Origin of the sequence: Paenibacillus rhizophilus (assembly GCF_003854965.1) — a bacterium.
Lineage (GTDB): Bacteria > Bacillota > Bacilli > Paenibacillales > Paenibacillaceae > Paenibacillus_AQ > Paenibacillus_AQ rhizophilus.
Genome location: NZ_RQPI01000001.1, coordinates 318,955 through 340,802 on the forward strand (window position 1 = coordinate 318,955; position 21,848 = coordinate 340,802).

A 21,848-nucleotide genomic window follows, 5' to 3' on the forward strand; every position below is an offset into this window, starting at 1 on the left:
CCATGATCGATACCATCTTGAAAGGTTTTCCTGTCTTTTTGCTTATTTTTTGTCGAATTACAGCTTTTTTTGTTGTCGTTCCTGTCTTTTCTTCTCGAAGCTTACCTACGACATTCAAAATCGGGATTTCTTTTTTCGTTTCCCTAATTGTATTCAGCGCGAGAGGGACAGGCGTCACGGCTCCGGAAGATCTCGGCATTATTCTGCTGATCATCAGGGAATCCCTGATCGGACTGCTGCTAGGCTATATGGGCTATCTGATGTTCATGGCGATCCAAACGGCCGGTTCGTTCATCGACATTCAGATCGGCTTCGGGATTGCGAATGTCATCGATCCGATGACGGGGGCTTCGTCGCCCTTGCTCGGCAACTTTAAGTATATGATCGCGTTGCTGATGTTCCTTGGGATGAACGGCCATCATTATTTGCTCGACGCCATTATCAACAGTTACAACTGGGTGCCTTTGGACAATCAGCTTCTGGTGAAAATGATGGACGGAAGTCTGTCGGATTTCTTGGTCCGATCATTCGCGCAGTCGTTTGTGCTTGCTTTTCAAATGTCCGCTCCATTGGTGACCGCGCTGTTTCTGACGGATATCGGACTTGCTTATTTGGCCAGAACCGCGCCGCAGTATAATGTGTTCGTCATCGGCGTTCCGCTAAAAATTATTGTCGGCCTGGTGCTGCTGCTTGTGTTAATGCCTACCTTGGCCGCGCTTTTTCAGAGCCTGTTCAACATTATGTTCGAATCCATGCGCAATTTGCTTACCATGATGGGGAACAGTCCGTAAATGAAGGTAAGGAGGGCCGGATTTGGCCTATCGATATAAACTCGACCTCCAGCTTTTTGGTGGAGAGAAGACGGAAAAGGCGACACCGAAGAAGCGGCAGGATGCCCGCAGAAAAGGCCAAATTGCCAAAAGCGCCGAGCTTTCGGGCGCGATCGTCCTGCTGTCCGGGGTGCTGAGTCTGACGATGTTCGGGGGATTTTTGAAGGAACGGGTTATGACGCTGTTTACTGACGTCTTTATCAACCGGCTCACGATGGAGGTCACCTCGTCCAATGTGCAGCAGATGATGAACGAATACGGAATGCAGATTCTGATTATGCTTGGACCGCTAATGGGGATTACTTTCATCCTTGCATTGGTTTCCAGCGTAGCACAGGTTGGTTTTATGGTAACCGGAGAGGGCGTTACCCCAAAGTTCAGCAAGATTAATCCGCTTAAAGGCCTCAGGAATATTTTTTCCATGCGGTCGTTTGTCGAAATGTTGAAATCAATCTTTAAGCTGCTGATCATCGCTTATCTGGTATACAGCACATTATGGGGGCAGAAAAAAGATTTTGCGTCTCTTGCCCTTGTTGGCACGGAAAGCATTTTTCACTTTACAGCCAAGTTGACCATAGTTCTCGGCATCAAAATCGGTGCGGCCCTGCTGATTATGGCTGTGCTCGATTATATGTACCAGCGTTACGAACATGAGAAGAGTCTTAGAATGTCCAAACAGGAGATCAAGGACGAGTACAAAAAAATGGAAGGCGATCCGCTGATTAAAGGAAAAATCAGGGAGCGCCAACGCCGGATGGCGATGCAGCGGATGATGCAGGAAGTTCCCAAAGCCGATGTAATCATTACGAACCCGACTCATTTCGCGGTCGCTCTGAAATATGACGGTTCCAAAATGGAGGCGCCGCAGATTGTGGCCAAAGGCCAGGATTACGTCGCACTCCGCATCCGTGAGCTTGCCAAGGAACACGGCGTGATGACGATGGAAAACAAGCCGCTTGCACGGGCGCTGTTTCAAAGGGCGGAGATTGGGGATTCTGTTCCCGCGGATCTGTTCCAGGCGGTTGCCGAAGTGCTGGCCTATGTATATAAGCTAAAAGGCAGAAAGAGATAGCAGGGGAGGTAGAATGCATTGAAAGCTAAGGATTTAACTGTATTGATCGGCATTATCGGCATTGTGCTGATGATGATTCTTCCTATTCCCAAGGAGCTTCTCGACTTTCTGCTGGTCGTTAATATTTCGATTGCGCTTACGATTATTCTGGTGGCGATGAATACGAAGGAGCCCCTTCAGTTCTCCATCTTTCCGTCGCTGCTGCTCATTACGACCCTGTTTCGCTTGGCGCTGAACATCTCTACAACAAAGCTGATATTGTCTGATGGCGAGGCCGGTTCGGTTGTAGCGACGTTCGGCAGCTGGATTGCGCGGGGACAAATCGCCATCGGGTTCATCGTATTTCTGATTCTCGTCGTTGTGCAGTTTATCGTTATTACGAAGGGTTCGGAGCGCGTCGCCGAGGTGGGCGCGAGATTTACGCTGGACGCGATGCCCGGCAAGCAGATGAGCATCGACGCCGATTTGAACGCGGGCATGATCAACGAGCAGCAAGCCCGTGAGCGCCGGCAAAATGTTGAGCGTGAAGCGGATTTCTACGGAGCGATGGACGGGGCGAGCAAATTCGTCAAGGGAGATGCCATCGCCAGCATTATCATTCTGCTGATCAATTTGATCGGCGGCTTCATTATCGGGATTGCCATACATGGCATGCCCTTCCAAGATGCGCTGTCAACTTACTCCGTGCTGACGATCGGGGACGGTCTGGTCAGCCAAATACCTGCTCTGCTCATTTCGACCGCAGCCGGCCTCATCGTTACCCGGGCTTCTTCGGATGGCAATCTGGCGGAAGATCTGACAGGGCAATTGCTGTCTTATCCGAAACTTTTGTACATCGTTGCTATTACGGTCGCCTTTTTGGGTCTTTTTACACCGATTCATGCCATAACCACACTGCCGCTTGCAGGACTTTTGGCCTTTGCCGCCTATCGGATGACGCAGAACCTGAGCCGCAAGGCGATCGCCGAAGAGCAGCTTGTCGAAGAAAAGCAGATTGAGGAGGTGCGCAGTCCGGAGAGCGTGATCAGCTTGCTGAGCGTCGACCCGATTGAATTCGAGTTCGGCTACGGATTGATTCCGCTGGCGGATACTCAGCAAGGAGGCGATTTGCTCGACCGGATCATTATGATTCGACGGCAGTGCGCGCTTGAAATGGGACTTGTCGTTCCCGTTATTCGTATTCGCGACAATATTCAACTAAAACCGAATGAATATGTCATAAAAATTAAAGGAAATCAGGTCGGCGGTGGTGAATTACTACTTAATCACTATTTGGCAATGAGTCCCGGGTATGATGATGAGTCGATTACCGGCATTGAAACGGTTGAACCGTCGTTCGGATTGCCCGCTTTGTGGATCGATGAATCGGTAAAGGAACGGGCTGAGCTGGCAGGCTATACAGTGGTCGATCCACCGTCCGTTGTTGCTACTCACTTGACCGAGCTGATCAAGCGTCATGGCTATGAACTGCTCGGGCGGCAGGAAACGAAAATGCTGGTCGACAATATTCGCGAAAATTATCCTGTGCTGGCGGATGAATTGATTCCGTCCGTCCTCTCCATCGGGGATTTGCAGAAAGTGCTGGCAAAGCTGCTGCGCGAAAAGATCTCGATCCGGGACTTAGTTACTATTTTTGAAACGCTTGCCGATTACGGCACTTATACGAAAGATCCCGACGTCCTCACAGAGTATGTAAGGCAGGCTCTGTCGCGGCAAATAACCCAGCAGTTCTCACAATCGGGAGAAACGCTTAAGGTGATTACGGTGGGACCATCGCTCGAGAAAAAAATCGCCGAAAGCGTCCAGCAATCGGAGCACGGCAGTTACTTGGCGCTTGATCCCGTGTCAACCCAGACAGTGTATCAGCGTCTCATGGAGCAAATCAACCGCCTTTTGCAATCGGGGCAGCAGCCAATTGTGCTGACTTCGCCTACCATCCGCATGTATTTGCGACAGGTCATAGAGCGGACGATGCAGGATATTCCGGTGCTGTCTTACAGCGAGCTGGAGCCCAATATTGAAATTCAAAGCGTTGGAGTGGTGAATTTATGAGAGTGAAGCGTTACGTTGTCGATACGATGCCGGACGCCATGCATTCCATTCGCAGCGAGCTTGGAAGCGACGCCGTTATCCTGAGCACGAAGGAGATCAGGACCGGCGGATTCATGGGAATGTTCAGAAAAAAGAAGATTGAAGTAGTTGCCGCGGTCGAAAAAGAACAGAAAAAGACGGCTGGCGGCAGCCGGGATACCTCGTCTTCTGTTCCAAGGGCAGGTGTTCCAAACGCATACCGGCAGGCGTACGCCTCGTCTTCGGTCAATGCCGCCCCAGGCGGTACGGAGCCACCCCGAAGCTTTGCCGAGATTGCGGCCGCGTTGCAAGGAGCAGCCGAGAAACAAGGCGCGGTAGCCGTGTTGACGGAGAAGACGGTCCAGGAAACGAAGCTTGAAGCACCGGTTCATGTCCCACAAGAAGAAGCCGATTCCGACCAGCCTGCGGCGGCTCCGTCCATGGCTTCCGTTAGTCCAGAACGTCCTACTGACGACGGCATTCTTAATGAAATTAAAGAAATGAAGCAGTGGATCGAACGGATTGCCCGCCAGTCCGCCGAATCAAGAGAACTGCCGGATCGGCTGAATCAGTTGCGGGAGCGGCTGATCGAACAGGAAACGGACAGTGCGCTTGTGGAGGAATGGATCGGCGATGTGCTGGATGCCTGGAATAATGCCGGAAGGCAGTGGCCGCAGGAGAAGTTTGATGAGGCTATCAAAGAACAGGTGGTCAATTTCCTGTCTACCAGAATTGGAGGCGGGGTCGCCCCTGATACAAAGCTCCTGTACGTCGCCGGTCCGACCGGAGTAGGTAAGACGACCACCTTGGCCAAGCTTGCAGCCGACCAGCTATTCCGGCATGGCCGAAAGGTTGGAATGATTACTTCCGATACGTACCGCATCTCGGCGGTGGAGCAGCTTCGCACATATGCATCCATATTGAATGTGCCTCTTGAAGTCATTCAGTCGCCGGGTGATTTGCAGCGGGCATTGTCCCGGCTGGAGGGCTGCGATCTTGTGTTGATGGACACTGCGGGAAGAAACTTCCGCAACGAGCTGCTCGTTGCCGAATTGCAGAGTCTGCTGGCGCCGACATTGAAGAGTGAGACGTATCTGGTCCTCAGTCTGACCTCGAAGAGCAGGGATATGAAGCTTATTACTGAGCATTTCAGCAAATACCGGCTGGATAAGATCATCGTCACCAAGCTGGACGAAACGGGAAGCTTTGGGCCCATGTTCAATTTGCTGAACGATTACCCGCTTTCGCTTTCTTATATGACCAACGGCCAGAACGTTCCTGACGATTTGCTTGTGCCGTCTGAAGAGCTGCTGTGTGATTTACTGTTAGGAACGGGTGAGCAATGATGGACCAAGCGCAATCGTTAAGACAGCTTGTCGCCGGACAGAACCGAATGCTTGACGAAGGTGGAGAACATTCGGCGCGAATTATCACCGTTTGCAGCGGAAAGGGCGGAGTAGGCAAGTCGAATTTCACTCTCAACTTCGCGCTCGCACTCAAGAGTCTAGGGAAAAAAGTGCTTCTGTTCGACGCCGACATCGGTATGGCGAATCTGGATGTACTGATGGGCGTTACCCCGACGTACAATCTTTATCATTTGTTGGGCAGAGAAGCCGGTATCGAGCAGATTATTCAAATCGGCCCTAACCGTCTCCCTTTTATTGCCGGAGGTTCCGGAATGGAAGAGCTGTTCTCGCTGTCGGAAAGCGATCTGAATTACTTCACTTCCCAGATTGCCGCAATTGCCGATGATATGGACTATATTCTCTTCGATACCGGTGCCGGTCTGTCCAAGGAAACGATGAAATTCATCGCTTCCGCCGACGATTGCCTTGTTGTCACCACGCCCGAGCCGACAGCTATCACCGATGCCTACGCATTGATGAAAGTGGTGCACAAGAGCCATCCGCATGTCGCATTCAAACTGATTGTCAATCAAGCTTTTGACTTCAGGGAAGCAAATGCGACAAGCGACAAAATCCGGATGGCCGCCCAGCGTTTCCTGCAGTTGGATATCCCGTTCCTGGGATATATCACCAGCGACACCCATGTGGTTCAAGCCGTAAAGCGCCAGGTCCCTTTCTCGATGGCTTACCCGAACAGCGCCGCTGCGAAGGATGTACATAGACTGACGCTGCAATATTTGACATCCGACCGGCCTCCTGCCATGGCGGGACCTCAAGGAATAAAGGGCTTTATCAGTAAGTGGCTTCGCCGAAAATAAGAAATGTTCTGAATTCGAGGGACAAAGGTGGAAATGACATGAAGCCATATCAAGTTTTGGTTGTGGATGATTCGGCATTTATGCGCAAAATCATTTCCGATTTAATTGAAAAGGATGCAGAGTTCCAAGTAACGGCAACGGCGGTAAACGGCCGGGAAGCGGTTGACAAGGTAAAGGAGCTGCAGCCTGATCTTGTCACCATGGACGTGGAGATGCCGGAAATGAACGGCTTGGAGGCGTTGAAAAGAATAATGCTTGACCATCCTCTTCCCGTCATTATGCTATCCGGCATTAATGAAGAAGGGATGAAAGAGACGATATTGGCATTGGAAGGCGGAGCTTTTGACTTTATCCGCAAACCTTCGATTTCCAGCGCCCATGATATCAACAGCGTCGGGGAATCGTTAAGGGAGCAAATGAAGGAAGCCATGCTGGAACGCGAACGCCGGGAGGCCCGGTCCGCTTCCGCGCTTTTGGCCGCCGAAGCCCCTTCCGTGCCGCCGAAGCCCGAGTCTGTTCCTTCTCAGTCTCCTACCAAGCCGGCGGACAAGCCCGCCGGAGGCTTTGAGGGAACAACGAACCGATTGCTTCACCGGGAGACGAGAATCTCCCAAGCTCCGGTCACGTCGGATACCGCAAAACCGGTTGATATCAAGAGCTTGAATAAGCCTGCTCGGCAGGGAGACCGATTCAAGGTCATTCCGCCGGAGGCGAATCGGGCCGACGGACCTTTCAAGGCATCCTCGGAGCCAAAGGCGGAAACCCGAGCACCTGATGCTTCCAGACCTAAGACGGCAGCCGCCGCCGGAGGGGTCCCGGGCACTCCTTCAGTAACCGGCAGAGAACGAAAATCGGGCGTGAAAGGTCTGGATAAGCTTGTGGCCGTCGGATGTTCAACGGGCGGCCCCCGTGCGCTGAAGGCTTTTTTGGAGAAGATTCCAGCCGATTTTCCCGCTCCGATCGTTATTGTTCAGCATATGCCCCCCAATTTCACCAAATCGCTTGCCCAGAGGTTGAATACATTCAGCCCGCTGGATGTCATGGAGGCAGAGCAAGGAATGATTCTGAGGAAGGGAGCGGCATATATCGCGCCGGGAGGCTATCACATGAAGGTTACGGAGACTGCAAGCGGTCAGTTTGCCATCAGCTTGACGAAGGAGGAAGCCCGGAACGGACATCGGCCATCGGTGGATACGCTGTTCGAATCCCTGCTGCCGCTCGATTCTCTGGAGCGGCATGCGGTTATCATGACCGGGATGGGAAGCGATGGCGCCAAGATGATGAAGTCATTATACGACGCCGGCATCAGGTCGACTTTTGCCGAGAGCGAGGAAACTTGCGTCGTTTACGGAATGCCGCGTTCTGCGGTTGAACTGCAGTGCGTCAGTTATATTTTACCGTTGCAAGACATTGCTCCAAGGCTGGTTCAGGTCGTTAAATAACGAAAAGCGAACGTGAAGGGTAGGTGTCTAGGCATGGACATGAATCAGTATTTATCCATGTTTATTGATGAGTCGAACGATCATCTGCAGTCTTTGAACGAAAATATGATGGGGCTGGAGGCAAGTCCGGACGATCTTAGCATCGTACAGGTGATCTTCCGCTCCGCGCATACTTTAAAAGGCATGGCGGCGACAATGGGCTTTGAAGATCTGGCTTCTTTGACGCACCAAATGGAGAACGTGCTTGATCTGGTGCGTAACGGTAAGCTGGTTATGCAGGAATTTATTTTTGATACTCTGTTCAAGAGCCTTGACGCGCTTGAAGCCATGGTTCAGGACATTACCGCCGGTGGCGAAGGCAAGGCGGACGTTACTTCCATCGTAGCCTCCCTTCAGGCTATCGTTCGCGGCGAAGTGCCTTCCGCAGAAGGAGACACGCCCTCAGCAGCCGCTCCAATAGAAGCGGAAACGCCCGCACTGCTCGATCAATTCCAATTTTCGGTTCTTGAACAATCGATCCAGGAAGGGAACCAGGTGCTGTTCATTGAAGTTTCGCTCCGCAAGGATTGTCAACTCCGCGCGGTCAGAGCTTATATGGTCTTTGAACTGCTGGAGCGCTACGGCGAAGTCGTGAAAACCTTCCCGCCGGTTCAGGATATCGAGCAGGAAAAATTCGATTACAGCTTTTCGCTTTACTACATAACCCAGAAGACGGCCGAAGAAATGCAGGCTCTGATTATGGGTGTCTCCGAGATCGACAAAGTAACGTCGCTTGCGCTTGATGTGGAGTCGCTGAGTCAGCTTGGACAGGCGGCGGTCGCCGCCACGGCTGAGGCTCCGGCCTCCGAGCCGAAGCGGCAGGATATTCCGCCTCCGGCTCCCCAAGCGACGCCGGCAACCGCCCCGAAGGAAGAAGCCAAGAAAGCTCCCGCCAAAAGCGGCAACGCTCCTTCGCGCACAATACGCGTTGACATCGATCGTTTGGATGTGCTGATGAACTTGCTCAGTGAGCTCTTGATTGACCGTGTGAGGCTGGAGCAGCTCGCTTCGGATATCCAGAGCACCGAGTTGACAGAGACGGTCGAGCATATGAGCCGCGTCAGCGGGGACCTGCAGGACATCGTCATGAAGCTGCGCATGGTGCCGGTAGATACGGTGTTCAACCGGTTCCCGCGCATGATTCGCGATTTGGCCAAGTCACTCGACAAAAAGGTAGATCTTATTATTACAGGCGCCGAAACAGAGCTCGACCGGACTGTCGTCGATGAAATCGGCGATCCGCTCGTCCATCTGCTTCGCAATGCGTTGGACCATGGGGTCGAATCGGTATCCGACCGGATCGCCGCGGGCAAATCGGAGACAGGCACCATCCATTTGCGGGCATTCCACAGCGGCAATCATGTCTTCATTGAAATTCAGGACGACGGCGCCGGCATTTCCCGCGAGAAAGTGCTGAAATCGGCGATAAAGAAAGGAATCGTTACCGCGGAGCAAGCGGCAGCGATGACAGACAATGAAGCCCATCAACTGCTGTTCGCGGCGGGTTTCAGCACGGCTGAGGTCATTTCCGATATTTCTGGTAGGGGAGTCGGACTCGATGTCGTCAAAGCCAAGATCTCATCGCTCGGGGGCAATGTCACCATTTATTCCACTCCCGGAAAAGGAACGAATTTCTCGGTACAGCTTCCGCTCACCCTGTCCATTATCGCTGCTATGCTGATCCGGCTTGGCTCGGAGAAGTACGCGATTCCGCTTTCTTCCATAGTGGAGACCGGAATTGTGAGTCGTTCGCAGATCCGCAGTGTTCACGGCTCTAAGATGGTGGAATTCCGGGGCTCCCATATTCCGGTCGTATCCCTAGGGGCCATCTTCGATGTGGCGGATTACGACGAGAGCGAAGAAGAGGAGACGGAGATCGTTGTTATCCGCAAGGGAGACAAGCTCGCTGCTCTCACAGTGCAGGATTTTATCGGCCAGAACGAGATTGTCATCAAAAATTTGGGCAAATACTTGCCGGAAATCCAGGGAATTTCGGGTGGCACAATCCTTGGCGACGGACAAGTGGCGTTAATTATTGATCCCAACGCATTTATCAAATAAGAGAAACCATACAGGGAGGTTTAATCCATGGCGGAAGATATTAAAGTAATTGTCTTTAAATTGGGTACCGAAGAATACGGCATCGAAGTGGATAAAGTCCAAACGATCGAACGTCTGATGCCCATTACGCGGGTCCCGAAGACGTACGCTTTTATCAAGGGCGTTATCAATCTGCGCGGCGTCGTTATTCCGGTGATCGATCTTCGCGGAAGATTCGGTCTGGAAGAAGCGGAGCATACCGATCAGACCCGCGTCATTATCGTTGTCGTTAATGAGATGGAGGTTGGCTTTATCGTGGATTCGGCCAACGATGTTATTGACTTGAACAGAGAGTCCATCGATACTCCTCCCGAAGTTGTAGGGGGTATTAAAGCCAAGTATCTTGACGGGGTGGCCAAAATCGGAGAGGACCGTCTGCTGATCATGCTTAATTTGTCAGAGGTTCTCAACAAGAATGAAATTGTGCAGCTGGAAAGCTTAGAGGGCTAACACCGTGGAACTGTTTAAGCATCAAAAAGATTTCAAAATGGATGTGCTCAAGGAAGTCGGAAACATCGGAGCCGGGAACGCTGCCACCGCGTTATCTCAGCTGCTGAACAAACCGATTGATATGGCCGTTCCTAAAGTCCAATTGCTCGGATTTGAGGAGATCGCGGAAAAAGTGGGCGGTGCCGAAGAGCTTGTCTACGCGGTGTTTCTGCGTGTTGAAGGCGAGGCGCCCGGGAATCTTTTTTTCATCCTGACACCGGATGCGGCCCGCAGCTTGCTGAGCCGCGTAGCAGGCATCTCCGCAGTTTCGGTTGAAGAGCTCAGTGAGATGGAATTGTCCGCACTTAACGAGATCGGCAATATTTTGGCGGGTTCTTATCTCTCGTCTCTGGCTGATTTCACCTCATTATCTATGTACCCGACGGTTCCGGCTTTAGCGATGGATATGGCAGGAGCGATTTTGAGTTATGGCCTGCTTCAGTTCGGACAGATGGGAGATGACGCATTGTTGATCGATACGACTTTCCTGGAAGGAAAGGATGAGATCGAAGGCCAGTTCTTTCTGATTCCCGATCCGGAATCTTTCCCTAAGATTTTCAAATCCCTGGGAGTGCCGTTTGAAGATGATTGAGGAGCAGAGCTTAATAAAAGTAGGAATGGCCGATCTCAATGTAGGCAGTCAGAACAATGTGATCCGTACGACGGGCCTCGGTTCATGCGTTGGCCTTACGATGTACGATCCCGGCAAAAAGCTCGGGGGAATGGCTCACGTAATGCTGCCGACATCGGAAATCGCCCGCGAGGGGAAGCTCAACATTGCCAAATTCGCGGATACCGCAATTCCCGAGCTTCTATCCCGTCTGCTGAAGCTCGGAGCCACACGTAGCCGGATTATCGCAAAAATGGCAGGCGGCTCCCAGATGTTTGCTTTTGCCGGCGGAAACGACACGATGAGAATCGGCCCGCGGAATGTGGAATCCTGTAAGCTGGCTTTAGACAAATTGAGCATTCCGCTGGTGGCTGAAGATACGGGCGGCAGTTACGGCCGCACGATCGAGATCGCATGCAGCACCGGACTGCTGAACATCCGCAGTGTGCAAAAAGGCGTCAAGGAATTATAATATGATCGGAACCATTTTGATAAACTTTATTTGCGGTCTGGTCGGCTTTGTCTTTACCTTTTTGTTTTCAATGCGGAACAATCTGCCGCTTACCAGCCTTTTCCGCGGATTGACCGGATTTATTCTCTGGTTTGTGCTTGCTTTTGCCCTGAGATGGGTATTGGGTCTTATTGTTAAACAAACCGCAAATCCCGACAAGCCGTCCGACGCTTCGGATGATAATAAGGAGACGTTGGGCGCCAGGCTGGATATTTCGACTCCGGACGAGGATGAGGAATTGAAGGATTTGCTCAAACCAAAGGCCGGACAAGGGAATCAAGGAAATGAAGAATTTAAACCTCTTCAGCCTCCCCAATTGGTCTCGATGAAAGATCCTGAAGAATTGGCCAAGGCCGTTCGTCACCTAAAAAAAGAATAAGCGAGTGAAGTGGGAAATGATCTGTGGAATTCGATGAACCCGGCCCGTATACTCGCCGATTACACTTTGGGAGGGGTGAAAGCCGTTGAACGAGCATAAAGCTTCTCATTTGGATCATGAGGGCCTCTGGGAACAGTGGAAAGAACAGGGAGACCCGGAAGCCAAAAAAAAGCTGATCGAGAAATATCTGCCCATAGTGGATTATGTCTCCGGCCGTTTGGCCGTAGGTCTGCCCAAAAATGTCTCGAAGGAAGATTTGGCGAGCAATGGGGTTATGGGACTAATCGATGCGGTTGAGAAGTTTGACTATAAACGGGGATTGCAATTTCAAACTTACGCCTCCTGGCGAGTCCGTGGCGCAATTCTTGATTCTCTCCGCCAAGGCGACTGGGTGCCCCGCTCGGTCCGTGAAAAGGCGAAGAAAATTGAGGATGCCTACCAGCAATTGGAACAAAAGTACTTAAGATCCGTCAGCGACGAAGAAATGAGCAGCTATTTAAATATAACCGAGCGGGAGTTCCAAGGCATGCTGCAGGATGTGGCAGTAATGACGTTGTGTTCATTAGAGGATCCGATTCGGGAAGAGGATTCAGAGACTCGGATGTCCGTACTGGTTGACGACAAAGCCAAGAACCCGGACCGTAAAGTGAATGAGTTCTATCTGCGTGAAACGCTTATCAAGGGCATCGAGAAACTAACAGTGAAAGAACGGACCGTCGTGTCCCTTTTATATTATGAAGATTTATCTTTGAGTGAAATTGCAGAGGTTATGTCGCTGTCCCCTTCCCGTATATCACAGCTCCATTCCAAGGCGATACTGAGACTGCGGGGGACGCTTGAGAAGAATCGGGATCTTCTGATGCAAAATGATTAGCCGGAAATGGCGGCAAGGAGGGATACGATGGTCGTCCATTTTGCACTGAGCGATTACTTGAGTATCAGCTTTTCGGAGAGTAAGGAAGTCGCTTACCTTGAGTTCTTTAAGCGGGATGAAGGATTTGCATGTACGGTCGATGAGTTGGGCGCTTTTTTACAAAAAAATAATGTACGCTACGGCGTACAGTGGGATGTCGTTACCCGTTTCGCAAGCAACCCGGAGGAGTACCGTTCCGGTAAAGTTGCAATCGCCTTGGGGAAAGCTCCTGTCCACGGTATAGACGGGCGTGTGGAGCTAAGTGTTGCGATGGATGACGATGACCACCGTCCCTTGGAAAAAGACGACGGCAAGGTCGATTACAAGGAACTGGTCCGGTTGAGCAATGTCCGCAAGGGTGAATTGATCGCGACGTTGATTCCTCCCGAGGGGGGACAGCTGGGCATGGCCGTCACAGGCGATCCAATCCCCTGCAAGATGGGAAAAACCGCCCGCTTTAAAGTCGGTAAGAACGTCTTGTTAGATAAAGAGCAAACCTCAATGTATGCCGCGATCGACGGCTTGGTGTCCTTGACGGACAAAGGAAAAATCAATGTCTTTCCGGTATATGAAGTGAATGGCGACGTCGATTACAACACCGGTAATATTGATTTTGTCGGCACCGTTGTTATCCGCGGGAATGTGCTCACCGGATTTTCGGTGAAATCCGCAGGAGATATCCGGGTGGTCGGCGGTGTGGAAGGCGCGGAACTGTTCGCTGGAGGTTCCATTGAAATTACCGGCGGCATTATTGGCTACAACAAAGGGCTTGTCAGCGCCGGAGCCAATGTGAAGGTGTCCTTTATTCAGGACGGAAACGTAACGGCAGCCGAGGATGTCATTGTCTCGCAAAGTATTATGCATTCCAATGTTCGCGCCGGTAGGAACGTGCTCTGCAACGGTACCAAGGGTTTAATCGTTGGCGGAACGGTGCAGGCCGGAGAGAAGGTAGTGGCCCGCACGATCGGGAATACAATGTCGACGGCGACGGCAATCGAGGTTGGGGTACTGCCCGAATTAAGAAACGAACTTAATGAGCTTAGGCAGCAGCTCCGCCATTTTATGGAAACCGGTGATAAAACGACGAAGGCGCTCCATTTGCTGGATCAGCTCGCGATTAGCGGCACCCTGTCTCCGGACAAGGTAGCCCTGCGAATCAAGCTCAATGCCACGAAGCAATCCCAGCAAAGGGAAGAAGCCCACATCAAAGAACGGATTCTTGAAATTGAAAAAATGCTGGAGGATACAGACAGGGCCAAGGTCACGGTTGTCAAGACCATTTACGGCGGTTCCAAAATTGTAATCGGCAGATATACCAAATTCGTCAAGGATACGGCGGAGCGGATTACTTACTACTATTCCGAAGGCGAGATATCCATAATGCCCAACGTCTGAACCGGTGGAATAGCGTTCGCCGCCGGACAAAATCGCCTAGAAGAAGGGGATTGCCGTGAGCCTGAAGCCAGTGGAACTGCAAATAGCCTTGCCCCGTACAACAGAAGCAGGCAAGCTGCAGCAAGAACTTCAGCACCGGTCCGCACTGAATCAGCAACTGTTGGCCGGGGAGAATATCAAAGATTCGCGTGAGCAGACCCAGCGCAGTGCGGAGATCGACGAGTCGTCAAAGTCCGCTGTAAGGGAGGATGGCCGCCGAGGAGGCTCTTCCAGCAATGGCCATTCACAGGAACAAAAGAAAAGCAAAGAACACAATGCGGAGCACCCGTATAAGGGACGCCGTTTTGATGTTACGCTTTAAGACACTTATGAAATAAAGGAGACCGGACACGTGCAACCATGGGCGTATATTGTACTGCTTGGCGGATTTGCTCTGGCCTATGCGCTGCTTCTGCCGGCACGCGTCCGCGGCAAGGACAGCCCCGGAGACAAGCAGAGCCTGAAAGAGATGGAAGCGGCACTTGAACTGTATATGTCGGATGTCGAACGCGAGAACCGAGAGATGCTGGAGCTGCTCGGTACGATCAAGACCCAGTCTCAGAGCAATCAGGCCGTTATTCAGGAGCAACTTGGCGAATTGAAGGGACAGCTTGACGCGCTTCAGCATAGAACATCGCAGCTTGAGACCCGTGTTGCCGCAAATGAGAGCGGGCTTCTTCAGATGGCTATTTCCGCCGGCACAGCAGAAAGCGCGAAGCGGGGAGAGGACTCCGAAGAAGGGATTGACAAGCCTGAGGCTGAGATCAAGGCCAAGCCGGTCAGTACGATCAAGCTTCGCTATCCGCAGCTGTTCGAACTGGACAGCCAAGGGAAATCCATTGACATTATAGCCAAGAAAACCGGAATGCAGCGGGGAGAAATTCAACTGATTCTGCAGCTCGCCAAACAGGAGGAATCGGTGTGATCAAGAATCGTTCCTTTATGATCGGACTCGGATGCGGGCTTGCGGGCGGCGCGCTTCTTCTCCAGCTTATGATTTCGGCCGGGATGGCTACTCCTACGAAGCCGCAGATAATCAGGGAAGCCTCAAAGCTGAAACTGAAGGTAAGCGGGGCGGAGGACAAGCTGCTGACAGCCGAGGAGTGGCAGAAGCTGGTACAGGAAAATCCCACCTCACAGGAACAAAATGCAGCGGGTGCAGCCAATGGCGACGCTGCTGCTTCGGGGTCTCCTGCGGCAAATAAGCAGCCTGCATCGCCGCCGGACAAGGCGGTATCCCCTGAAGCACCATCATCGCCCTCCGGGCCGTCTTCGGCGGAGGTCCAGGAGCCGTCTGCCACGGCCGTTCCGCCGACTGCACCCGCCGCCGATTCACCGGCAAACTCCGGTATTGTCGTGCGCATTCCGAGCGGGGTCACGCTTACCGAAGTCGCGGATTTATTGGCCGAAGCCGGCGTAATCCAGGATAAGGACCTTTTTTTGATTGAAGGCACCGGCCGCAAAGTACAGACCCGGATTCAATACGGTCTTTACCGCTTCACAGCAGGGCAAAGCAACAAATCGATCATCGACGAACTGATTACGGTAGAAGAATGACCGCCGTTTGCGGTCTTTTTGGAAAGATGCAGCCACCTTCTTTAACCCCGATTTCAGCTGCGCCGGGATAATCGCGTTTTATGACAAAAATCGTGCGTCAGACGTTGCATCCCATGTAGTCTTATGATATATTAATTGACGGTGTTAAAACACACGTTGGTTGATTACAGCAAGCGGTGCTTTCTTCTGAAGAAAGTCTTGCTGCAAGATGATTCCGGCGGAGGGACACACAATAAACCAAATCTAGGAGGTGTGTGAAGATGGCAGTAATCTCCATGAAGCAGCTTCTCGAAGCTGGGGTACACTTCGGTCACCAGACTCGTCGTTGGAACCCGAAAATGGATCGTTATATCTTCACTGAAAGAAACGGAATCTACATTATTGACCTGCAAAAGACAGTCAAGAAAGTAGAAGAAGCTTACAACTTTGTAAAAAGCGTAGCAGGTGACAATGGTACGATCCTGTTCGTTGGTACAAAAAAACAAGCTCAAGACTCTGTAAAAGAAGAAGCCGAACGTTCGGGCATGTACTACATCAACCAACGTTGGCTCGGCGGCACGCTGACGAACTTCCAAACGATCCAAAAGCGTATCGACCGTCTCAAAAAACTGGAAGCTTGGGAAGAGGACGGAACGTTCTCCGTTCTGCCTAAGAAAGAAGTTATCCTTCTCCGCAAAGAGAAAGATCGTCTTGAAAAATTCCTGGGCGGCATCAAGAACATGAAAGGTCTGCCAAGCGCGCTGTTCATCATCGATCCTCGTAAAGAGCGCATCGCTGTTGCCGAAGCACGCAAATTGGGCATTCCGATTGTCGCTATCGTTGACACGAACTGCGATCCGGACGAAATCGACTACGTTATTCCGGGCAATGACGACGCTATTCGCGCCGTTAAGCTGCTGACCGGTAAAATGGCCGACGCCGTTGTTGAAGCTCATCAAGGCGAAGATACAACGTCTGCTTAAGTCTTTCCGATTGCATATCGAATATGAAATTAAATGAAAAGGGTGGTTGGCAGGTGGATAACCTCTCACTACCCTTTTTTTACCAAAAGAAAAGAGTGTAAGTTTCCGGGGTCCCCGCAAAGAACCTGACTATTATTCCAAAGCCATGGCTGCTCTTTGTGGGGATTTTAAATTAGTGGGTTATTTAATTTATTTGGAGGGATTAAACAATGGCAGTAGACGCAAAATCCGTAAAAGAGCTTCGTGAAAGAACCGGCGCCGGCATGCTGGATTGCAAAAAAGCGCTGGAAGAAGCAAACGGCGACCTGAACAAAGCAGTAGAAATTCTCCGCGAAAAAGGCCTTTCCGCGGCAGCCAACAAAGCTGGACGCGCAGCGACCGAGGGCGTTGTTGAATCTTACATTCATGCCGGCGGCCGCATCGGCGTTCTGGTAGAAATTAACTGCGAAACCGACTTTGTCGGTAAAACCGACCAATTCAAGGAGTTCGCGCGTGATATCGCTATGCAAATTGCCGCTGCCGCTCCGCGTTTCGTTCGCCGCGAAGAAGTTCCTGCGGATGAAATCGAGAAGGAAAAGGAAATTCTGAAAGCACAGGCGCTGAACGAAGGCAAGCCTGAGAAAATCGTTGATAAAATGGTTGAAGGACGCATCAACAAGTTCTATGAAGAGCATGTACTGCTTGAGCAATCCTTCATCAAAGACCCCGACAAGACGATCTCCAATATGCTCAACGAAAAAATCAGCACCATTGGCGAGAACATCTCCATCCGCCGCTTTGTCCGTTACGAACTGGGCGAAGGACTTGAGAAGAAAGTCGACAACTTCGTAGAAGAAGTAATGGCGCAAGTGAAGCAATAATCAGTGTTCGCGGCCGAGGGCCAAGAACCCAATATAAGTCTGGGATTTCAAGAGCGGAACACGTTACATGGTGTTCCGTCTTTTGCAAGCGGAAGAAGCCGGATGTGATTCTTTTGGGGAAGCGGGTTCGGCATCAGACCGTTTGACCACCGATTCATCCTCGCCGTGCATCGGCAGGAAAGCACGATTAACCTGGGGCCCGTTAAGGCACCATTGCAAAGTGAGGGAATTCAATTTGGAACAGCCGGTATTTAAAAGGGTAGTCTTGAAAGTCAGCGGCGAATCGCTGGCGGGACAAAACGGTTACGGCATCGATGCGGATACGATTAGCTCTATTGCCGAGCAGGTTAAGGAAGTAGTCGAGCTTGGCGTCCAAGTCGCCATCGTATGCGGCGGAGGCAACATCTGGCGCGGCATCGCGGGCAGCGCAAGCGGCATCGACCGGGCGACTGCGGATTATATGGGCATGCTGGCTACGGTCATGAACTCGCTGGCTTTGCAGGACTCTCTGGAACAGAGCGGCGTGCCGACTCGGGTTCAGACTTCGATCTCGATGCAGCAGATTGCAGAGCCTTACATCCGCCGCCGGGCCATCCGCCATCTGGAAAAGGGGCGCGTCGTTATCTTCGCGGCAGGCACGGGTAACCCGTTCTTTTCCACGGACACAACTGCGGCGCTGCGTGCGGCTGAAATCGAAGCGGAAGTCATTCTGATGGCGAAGAACAAAGTCGATGGCGTCTATTCCGCCGATCCGTTTAAAGACAGCACCGCCGAGAAGTATGAGCAACTCACTTACCTGGATGTGCTGAACAAGAACCTCGGCGTTATGGATTCCACTGCCTCCTCTCTCTGCATGGATAACAATATACCGCTTATTGTGTTTGCCATTACGGAACAGGGCAACATTAAACGCGTCGTTCTGGGCGAGCGTATCGGAACGATTGTTAAAGGGAGTGTAGAATAATGCCGCAATCGGTTAAAAAGAATGCCGAAGAGCGCATGGAGAAAGCGATTTTGTCGCTCAAACGCGATTTGTCGACGCTTCGCGCGGGCCGCGCGACGCCTTCACTGCTAGACCGTATCCAAGTTGAATATTACGGAGCGCCGACTCCGGTCAACCAACTTGCCAACATCAACACCCCGGATTCGCGTACACTGCTTATCCAGCCGTGGGATAAATCCTCGCTCGCCGATATCGAACGGGCGATTATGAAATCCGATCTCGGACTTACGCCGGCCAACGACGGCAGCACGATTCGCCTCTCGATTCCTGCGCTTACGGAAGAACGCCGCGGCGAGCTCGTGAAGCTGACGAAAAAGTTTGGTGAAGAAGCCAAGGTGGCGATCCGCAACATCCGCCGCGACGCAAACGACGAGATTAAGAAGCTGGAGAAAAACGGCATTTCGGAAGACGAATCCCGCGGACATCAAGAGAACATCCAGAAGTCCACGGATAAGTTTGTAGCCGAAGTCGACAAAGTGCTTTTGGCCAAAGAAAAAGAGATCATGGAAGTATAAAGATAGCGCAGAGATTAAGGCCCCTCCTCATACGGTGGGGTTTGTCTCTTTCTCGCAGGAAACATGGAGGAATCGTTAATGATCAAACGGGTTCAATCTTGGCTGGGCCGGGAAGAGCGGCAGCAGCCGGTCGATATTTCACCGGACAATATTCCCCGGCATGTGGCTATCATTATGGACGGCAACGGACGCTGGGCCAAACGGCTCGGATTACCACGCGTTGTGGGTCATCAGAATGGCATGAAGGCGGTTAAACGGGCTGCGATTGCCGCCGACGAGCTGGGGATTGAATACTTGACGATGTACGCCTTCTCGACGGAAAACTGGACACGACCCAAAGAGGAAGTCGACTTTCTGATGCGTTTGCCGCAAGAATTTTTGGCCATCGAGTTGGACGAACTGATTGAGAAGAATGTCCGTGTGCGAGTTATGGGAGACAGCGAGGCATTGCCTTCGCATACCCGCAGAGCGATGGAAGAAGCGGTACTTCGCACGAAGCATAATACCGGACTTATTTTGAATTTCGCTCTGAATTACGGAGGACGCAAGGAAATTGAGGACTGCATGCGCAGTTTGGGAAAAGATATCGCAGAGGGACGCTTGTCACCGGAACAAATTACAGCTGAGATGATCGACAGCCGGCTGCTCTCCGGAGGCCTTCCCGACCCGGATCTGCTCATCCGGACGAGCGGAGAAATGCGTCTCAGCAACTTTATGCTCTGGCAACTGGCCTACAGCGAATTTTGGTTTACCGATATTTACTGGCCGGATTTCGGCAAGGAGCATCTGCTTCAGGCCGTGGCCGAGTACCAGCGGCGCACCCGCCGTTATGGCGGGCTTAAGTAGCCGATAGGAGTTGAGAACGCTTGAAGCAGCGACTGATAACCGGAGTGGCAGCCGGAGCTTTGTTTTTAGGTTTGTGCCTGCTTGGCGGCTGGTGGTTTCACCTTCTGTTAACCATTATGGCTTTGATCGGCTTCTATGAATTCGCCAAAATGATCGGCTGTTCACCTGCGGGCGGCAGTGCGATTGCAGGTTATGCAGCAGTGCTTTGCTTTATGATGCCCTGGGATTTGCTGGGTGCTTCCGCGCCTTTGTCCTGGCAGCAAGGGGTATGGCTTTTGATGCTGCTATTCCTTTTCATTACAGTCTTTACAAAGAATAAATTGGATATTCGCATAACCGCGCTGCTGTTCATCGGCGCTTTATACATAGGAACCGGATTTTCCTATATGGCGGTTTCCCGCTTCGCGCCGGATGGCCATGGGCTGTTCTGGACCTTCTTGCTCCTTTGCTGCATTTGGGGCAGCGATGCCGGAGCTTACTTTGTCGGCAGAGCGTGGGGGAAGGCAAAGCTCTGGCCGGCAATCAGCCCCAATAAGACGGTTGAAGGCGCAGTGGGCGGTGTGATCATCGCAATGGCAATTGCTATTGTGTTTGCTTTAATTTCCCCTGACTTGCTGACTTTCGGGCGGGCGATGATTATCGGTCTCGCCACCGCCGTTGTCGGGCAGCTTGGGGACCTTGTCCAATCGGCTTATAAAAGGACATACGGCATCAAGGATTCGGGATCGCTGCTGCCCGGTCACGGAGGCATTCTAGACCGATGCGACAGCTGGATTATCGTGTTCCCGTTCGTACATATATTGATGCTGATTCCCTATCACTAACTTGAAGGAAGGTATGTGTCGCTTGAAAAAGATCAGCATTCTCGGCTCCACCGGTTCAATCGGGACGCAAACGCTAGACGTTGCGGCCATGCATCCGGACAGCTTTGAAATTGACGGTCTCGCTGCGGGCAGCAACACGGCGCTTCTGCTGGAGCAGGTCCGCCGCTTCAGGCCGCGGCGGGTATCGGTCGCCAGCAAGGAGCTTGCCGACGACATCCGGCCGCAGCTTCCCGCCGGGGTTGAGCTGTTCAGCGGGGATGAGGGACTTGTACAGATAGCGGCTGGCGGAGACGCCGATTATGTAGTGACTGCAGTTATGGGCAGCGTCGGTCTGCGCTCAACGCTTGCCGCCATCGAGGCGGGCAGGGACATCGGACTGGCCAACAAGGAAACCCTTGTGACGGCAGGACATCTTGTCACAGAGCTGGCCCGTTGCAAAGGGGTCAATTTGCTGCCAATCGACAGTGAGCATTCGGCGATCTTTCAATGCCTGAATGGAGAGAGAGCTCAGGATATCGCTTCAATTACGTTAACCGCTTCGGGTGGCTCCTTTCGGGATTTGACAAGGGAGCAGCTTCGAAACGTAACGGTCGAAGACGCGCTTCGCCATCCCAATTGGGCGATGGGCGCGAAGATTACAATCGACTCTGCCACGATGGTCAATAAAGGGTTGGAAGTTATCGAGGCCCATTGGCTGTTCGGTCTGCCTTACGAACAAATAGGCGTAGTGCTTCACCCGGAGAGCATTATTCACTCTTTTGTAGAGTTTCGCGACAGCAGCATCATCGCCCAGCTCGGCAATCCCGATATGCGTGTACCGATTCAATATGCGTTAACCTATCCTCAGCGGTGGCATTCGCCGGCGCAGCGGTTGTCGCTTGCGCAGGCAGGACAGCTGACATTCCGCGAAATGGATTTTGCGCGCTATCCTGCGTTAAGACTTGCCATTGAATGCGGCAAGATCGGCGGGACGGCGACAACTGCCTTCAATGCAGCGAACGAAGTCGCTGTCGCCCGCTTTTTGCGGCGTGATATCCCTTTTGTGCGGATTGAAGAGATATTGGAGGAAGTTCTCGAACGTCATACGGCCGAGAGCCATCCGAGCCTGGAGCAGATAGAGGATTGCGACCGTGCGGCACGCACACTGGCGCATAGCCTGTAAGATGCT

Annotated in this window: 23 protein-coding genes; all 23 read left to right on the forward strand. The window is 52.1% G+C overall.

What is annotated here, in order from left to right:
- Positions 1-2: 2 nt before the first annotated feature.
- The 23 genes from fliR (at position 3) to EH198_RS01670 (ending at position 21,842) form a co-directional block, all read left to right on the forward strand.
- Positions 3-791 (forward strand): flagellar biosynthetic protein FliR, encoded by a 789-nt coding sequence (gene fliR, locus EH198_RS01560; protein WP_124693792.1) that lies wholly within the window; start codon positions 3-5, stop codon positions 789-791.
- A gap of 22 nt (positions 792-813) precedes the next feature.
- Positions 814-1,902, forward strand: a complete 1,089-nt coding sequence (flhB, locus tag EH198_RS01565; RefSeq protein ID WP_124693793.1) for a flagellar biosynthesis protein FlhB — start codon at positions 814-816, stop codon at positions 1,900-1,902.
- Positions 1,903-1,920: 18 nt separating this feature from the next.
- A complete protein-coding gene (gene flhA / locus EH198_RS01570; RefSeq protein WP_124693794.1) occupies positions 1,921-3,954 on the forward strand; it encodes a flagellar biosynthesis protein FlhA in 2,034 nt (677 codons plus the stop codon).
- A complete protein-coding gene (gene flhF / locus EH198_RS01575; protein WP_124693795.1) occupies positions 3,951-5,318 on the forward strand; it encodes a flagellar biosynthesis GTPase FlhF in 1,368 nt (455 codons plus the stop codon). Before flhA ends, flhF begins: the two co-directional genes overlap by 4 nt.
- Positions 5,315-6,196 (forward strand): MinD/ParA family protein, encoded by an 882-nt coding sequence (locus tag EH198_RS01580; protein WP_124693796.1) that lies wholly within the window; start codon positions 5,315-5,317, stop codon positions 6,194-6,196. The genes flhF and EH198_RS01580 overlap by 4 nt, the downstream gene beginning before the upstream one ends.
- A 38-nt stretch (positions 6,197-6,234) precedes the next feature.
- Entirely contained in the window at positions 6,235-7,638 is a 1,404-nt protein-coding gene (locus EH198_RS01585) for a protein-glutamate methylesterase/protein-glutamine glutaminase (protein ID WP_124693797.1), read from the forward strand.
- A gap of 33 nt (positions 7,639-7,671) precedes the next feature.
- Complete coding sequence (locus tag EH198_RS01590; protein ID WP_124693798.1) at positions 7,672-9,738, forward strand: chemotaxis protein CheA; 2,067 nt, start codon at positions 7,672-7,674, stop codon at positions 9,736-9,738.
- A 27-nt stretch (positions 9,739-9,765) separates the two neighbouring features.
- Positions 9,766-10,227, forward strand: a complete 462-nt coding sequence (locus tag EH198_RS01595) for a chemotaxis protein CheW (RefSeq protein ID WP_124693799.1) — start codon at positions 9,766-9,768, stop codon at positions 10,225-10,227.
- Between the two features lie 37 nt (positions 10,228-10,264).
- Positions 10,265-10,858: a chemotaxis protein CheC gene (locus EH198_RS01600; protein WP_379310252.1), complete on the forward strand. Its 594-nt coding sequence runs from the start codon at positions 10,265-10,267 to the stop codon at positions 10,856-10,858.
- Complete coding sequence (locus tag EH198_RS01605) at positions 10,851-11,348, forward strand: chemotaxis protein CheD (protein ID WP_124694494.1); 498 nt, start codon at positions 10,851-10,853, stop codon at positions 11,346-11,348. The genes EH198_RS01600 and EH198_RS01605 overlap by 8 nt, the downstream gene beginning before the upstream one ends.
- A gap of 1 nt (position 11,349) precedes the next feature.
- Positions 11,350-11,766 carry a hypothetical protein gene (locus tag EH198_RS01610; protein ID WP_124693801.1) on the forward strand — a complete coding sequence of 139 codons (417 nt, stop codon included), beginning with the start codon at positions 11,350-11,352 and terminating at the stop codon, positions 11,764-11,766.
- A gap of 85 nt (positions 11,767-11,851) precedes the next feature.
- Positions 11,852-12,640 (forward strand): FliA/WhiG family RNA polymerase sigma factor, encoded by a 789-nt coding sequence (locus tag EH198_RS01615; protein ID WP_124693802.1) that lies wholly within the window; start codon positions 11,852-11,854, stop codon positions 12,638-12,640.
- A gap of 27 nt (positions 12,641-12,667) precedes the next feature.
- Positions 12,668-14,074: a flagellar assembly protein A gene (locus EH198_RS01620; protein WP_124693803.1), complete on the forward strand. Its 1,407-nt coding sequence runs from the start codon at positions 12,668-12,670 to the stop codon at positions 14,072-14,074.
- Between the two features lie 55 nt (positions 14,075-14,129).
- Entirely contained in the window at positions 14,130-14,435 is a 306-nt protein-coding gene (locus EH198_RS01625) for a hypothetical protein (RefSeq protein WP_124693804.1), read from the forward strand.
- A 30-nt stretch (positions 14,436-14,465) separates the two neighbouring features.
- A complete protein-coding gene (locus tag EH198_RS01630) occupies positions 14,466-15,038 on the forward strand; it encodes a hypothetical protein (RefSeq protein WP_124693805.1) in 573 nt (190 codons plus the stop codon).
- Entirely contained in the window at positions 15,035-15,670 is a 636-nt protein-coding gene (locus tag EH198_RS01635; RefSeq protein WP_124693806.1) for an MltG/YceG/YrrL family protein, read from the forward strand. Before EH198_RS01630 ends, EH198_RS01635 begins: the two co-directional genes overlap by 4 nt.
- A 260-nt stretch (positions 15,671-15,930) precedes the next feature.
- A complete protein-coding gene (gene rpsB / locus EH198_RS01640) occupies positions 15,931-16,632 on the forward strand; it encodes a 30S ribosomal protein S2 (RefSeq protein WP_124693807.1) in 702 nt (233 codons plus the stop codon).
- 209 nt (positions 16,633-16,841) lie between these two features.
- Positions 16,842-17,492, forward strand: coding sequence for a translation elongation factor Ts (gene tsf / locus EH198_RS01645; protein ID WP_124693808.1), 651 nt, complete (start codon positions 16,842-16,844; stop codon positions 17,490-17,492).
- Between the two features lie 235 nt (positions 17,493-17,727).
- Positions 17,728-18,456, forward strand: a complete 729-nt coding sequence (pyrH, locus tag EH198_RS01650; RefSeq protein WP_124693809.1) for a UMP kinase — start codon at positions 17,728-17,730, stop codon at positions 18,454-18,456.
- On the forward strand, positions 18,456-19,010 hold the full coding sequence (gene frr / locus EH198_RS01655; RefSeq protein WP_124693810.1) for a ribosome recycling factor: 555 nt from the start codon (positions 18,456-18,458) through the stop codon (positions 19,008-19,010). Before pyrH ends, frr begins: the two co-directional genes overlap by 1 nt.
- 78 nt (positions 19,011-19,088) lie before the next feature.
- Positions 19,089-19,856 carry an undecaprenyl pyrophosphate synthase gene (locus tag EH198_RS01660; protein ID WP_124693811.1) on the forward strand — a complete coding sequence of 256 codons (768 nt, stop codon included), beginning with the start codon at positions 19,089-19,091 and terminating at the stop codon, positions 19,854-19,856.
- 20 nt (positions 19,857-19,876) lie between these two features.
- Positions 19,877-20,680, forward strand: a complete 804-nt coding sequence (locus EH198_RS01665; protein WP_124693812.1) for a phosphatidate cytidylyltransferase — start codon at positions 19,877-19,879, stop codon at positions 20,678-20,680.
- 22 nt (positions 20,681-20,702) lie between these two features.
- The gene (locus EH198_RS01670) at positions 20,703-21,842 is read left to right on the forward strand and encodes a 1-deoxy-D-xylulose-5-phosphate reductoisomerase (RefSeq protein WP_124693813.1); all 1,140 of its coding nucleotides are present in this window, start codon (positions 20,703-20,705) and stop codon (positions 21,840-21,842) included.
- Positions 21,843-21,848 lie beyond the last annotated feature (6 nt).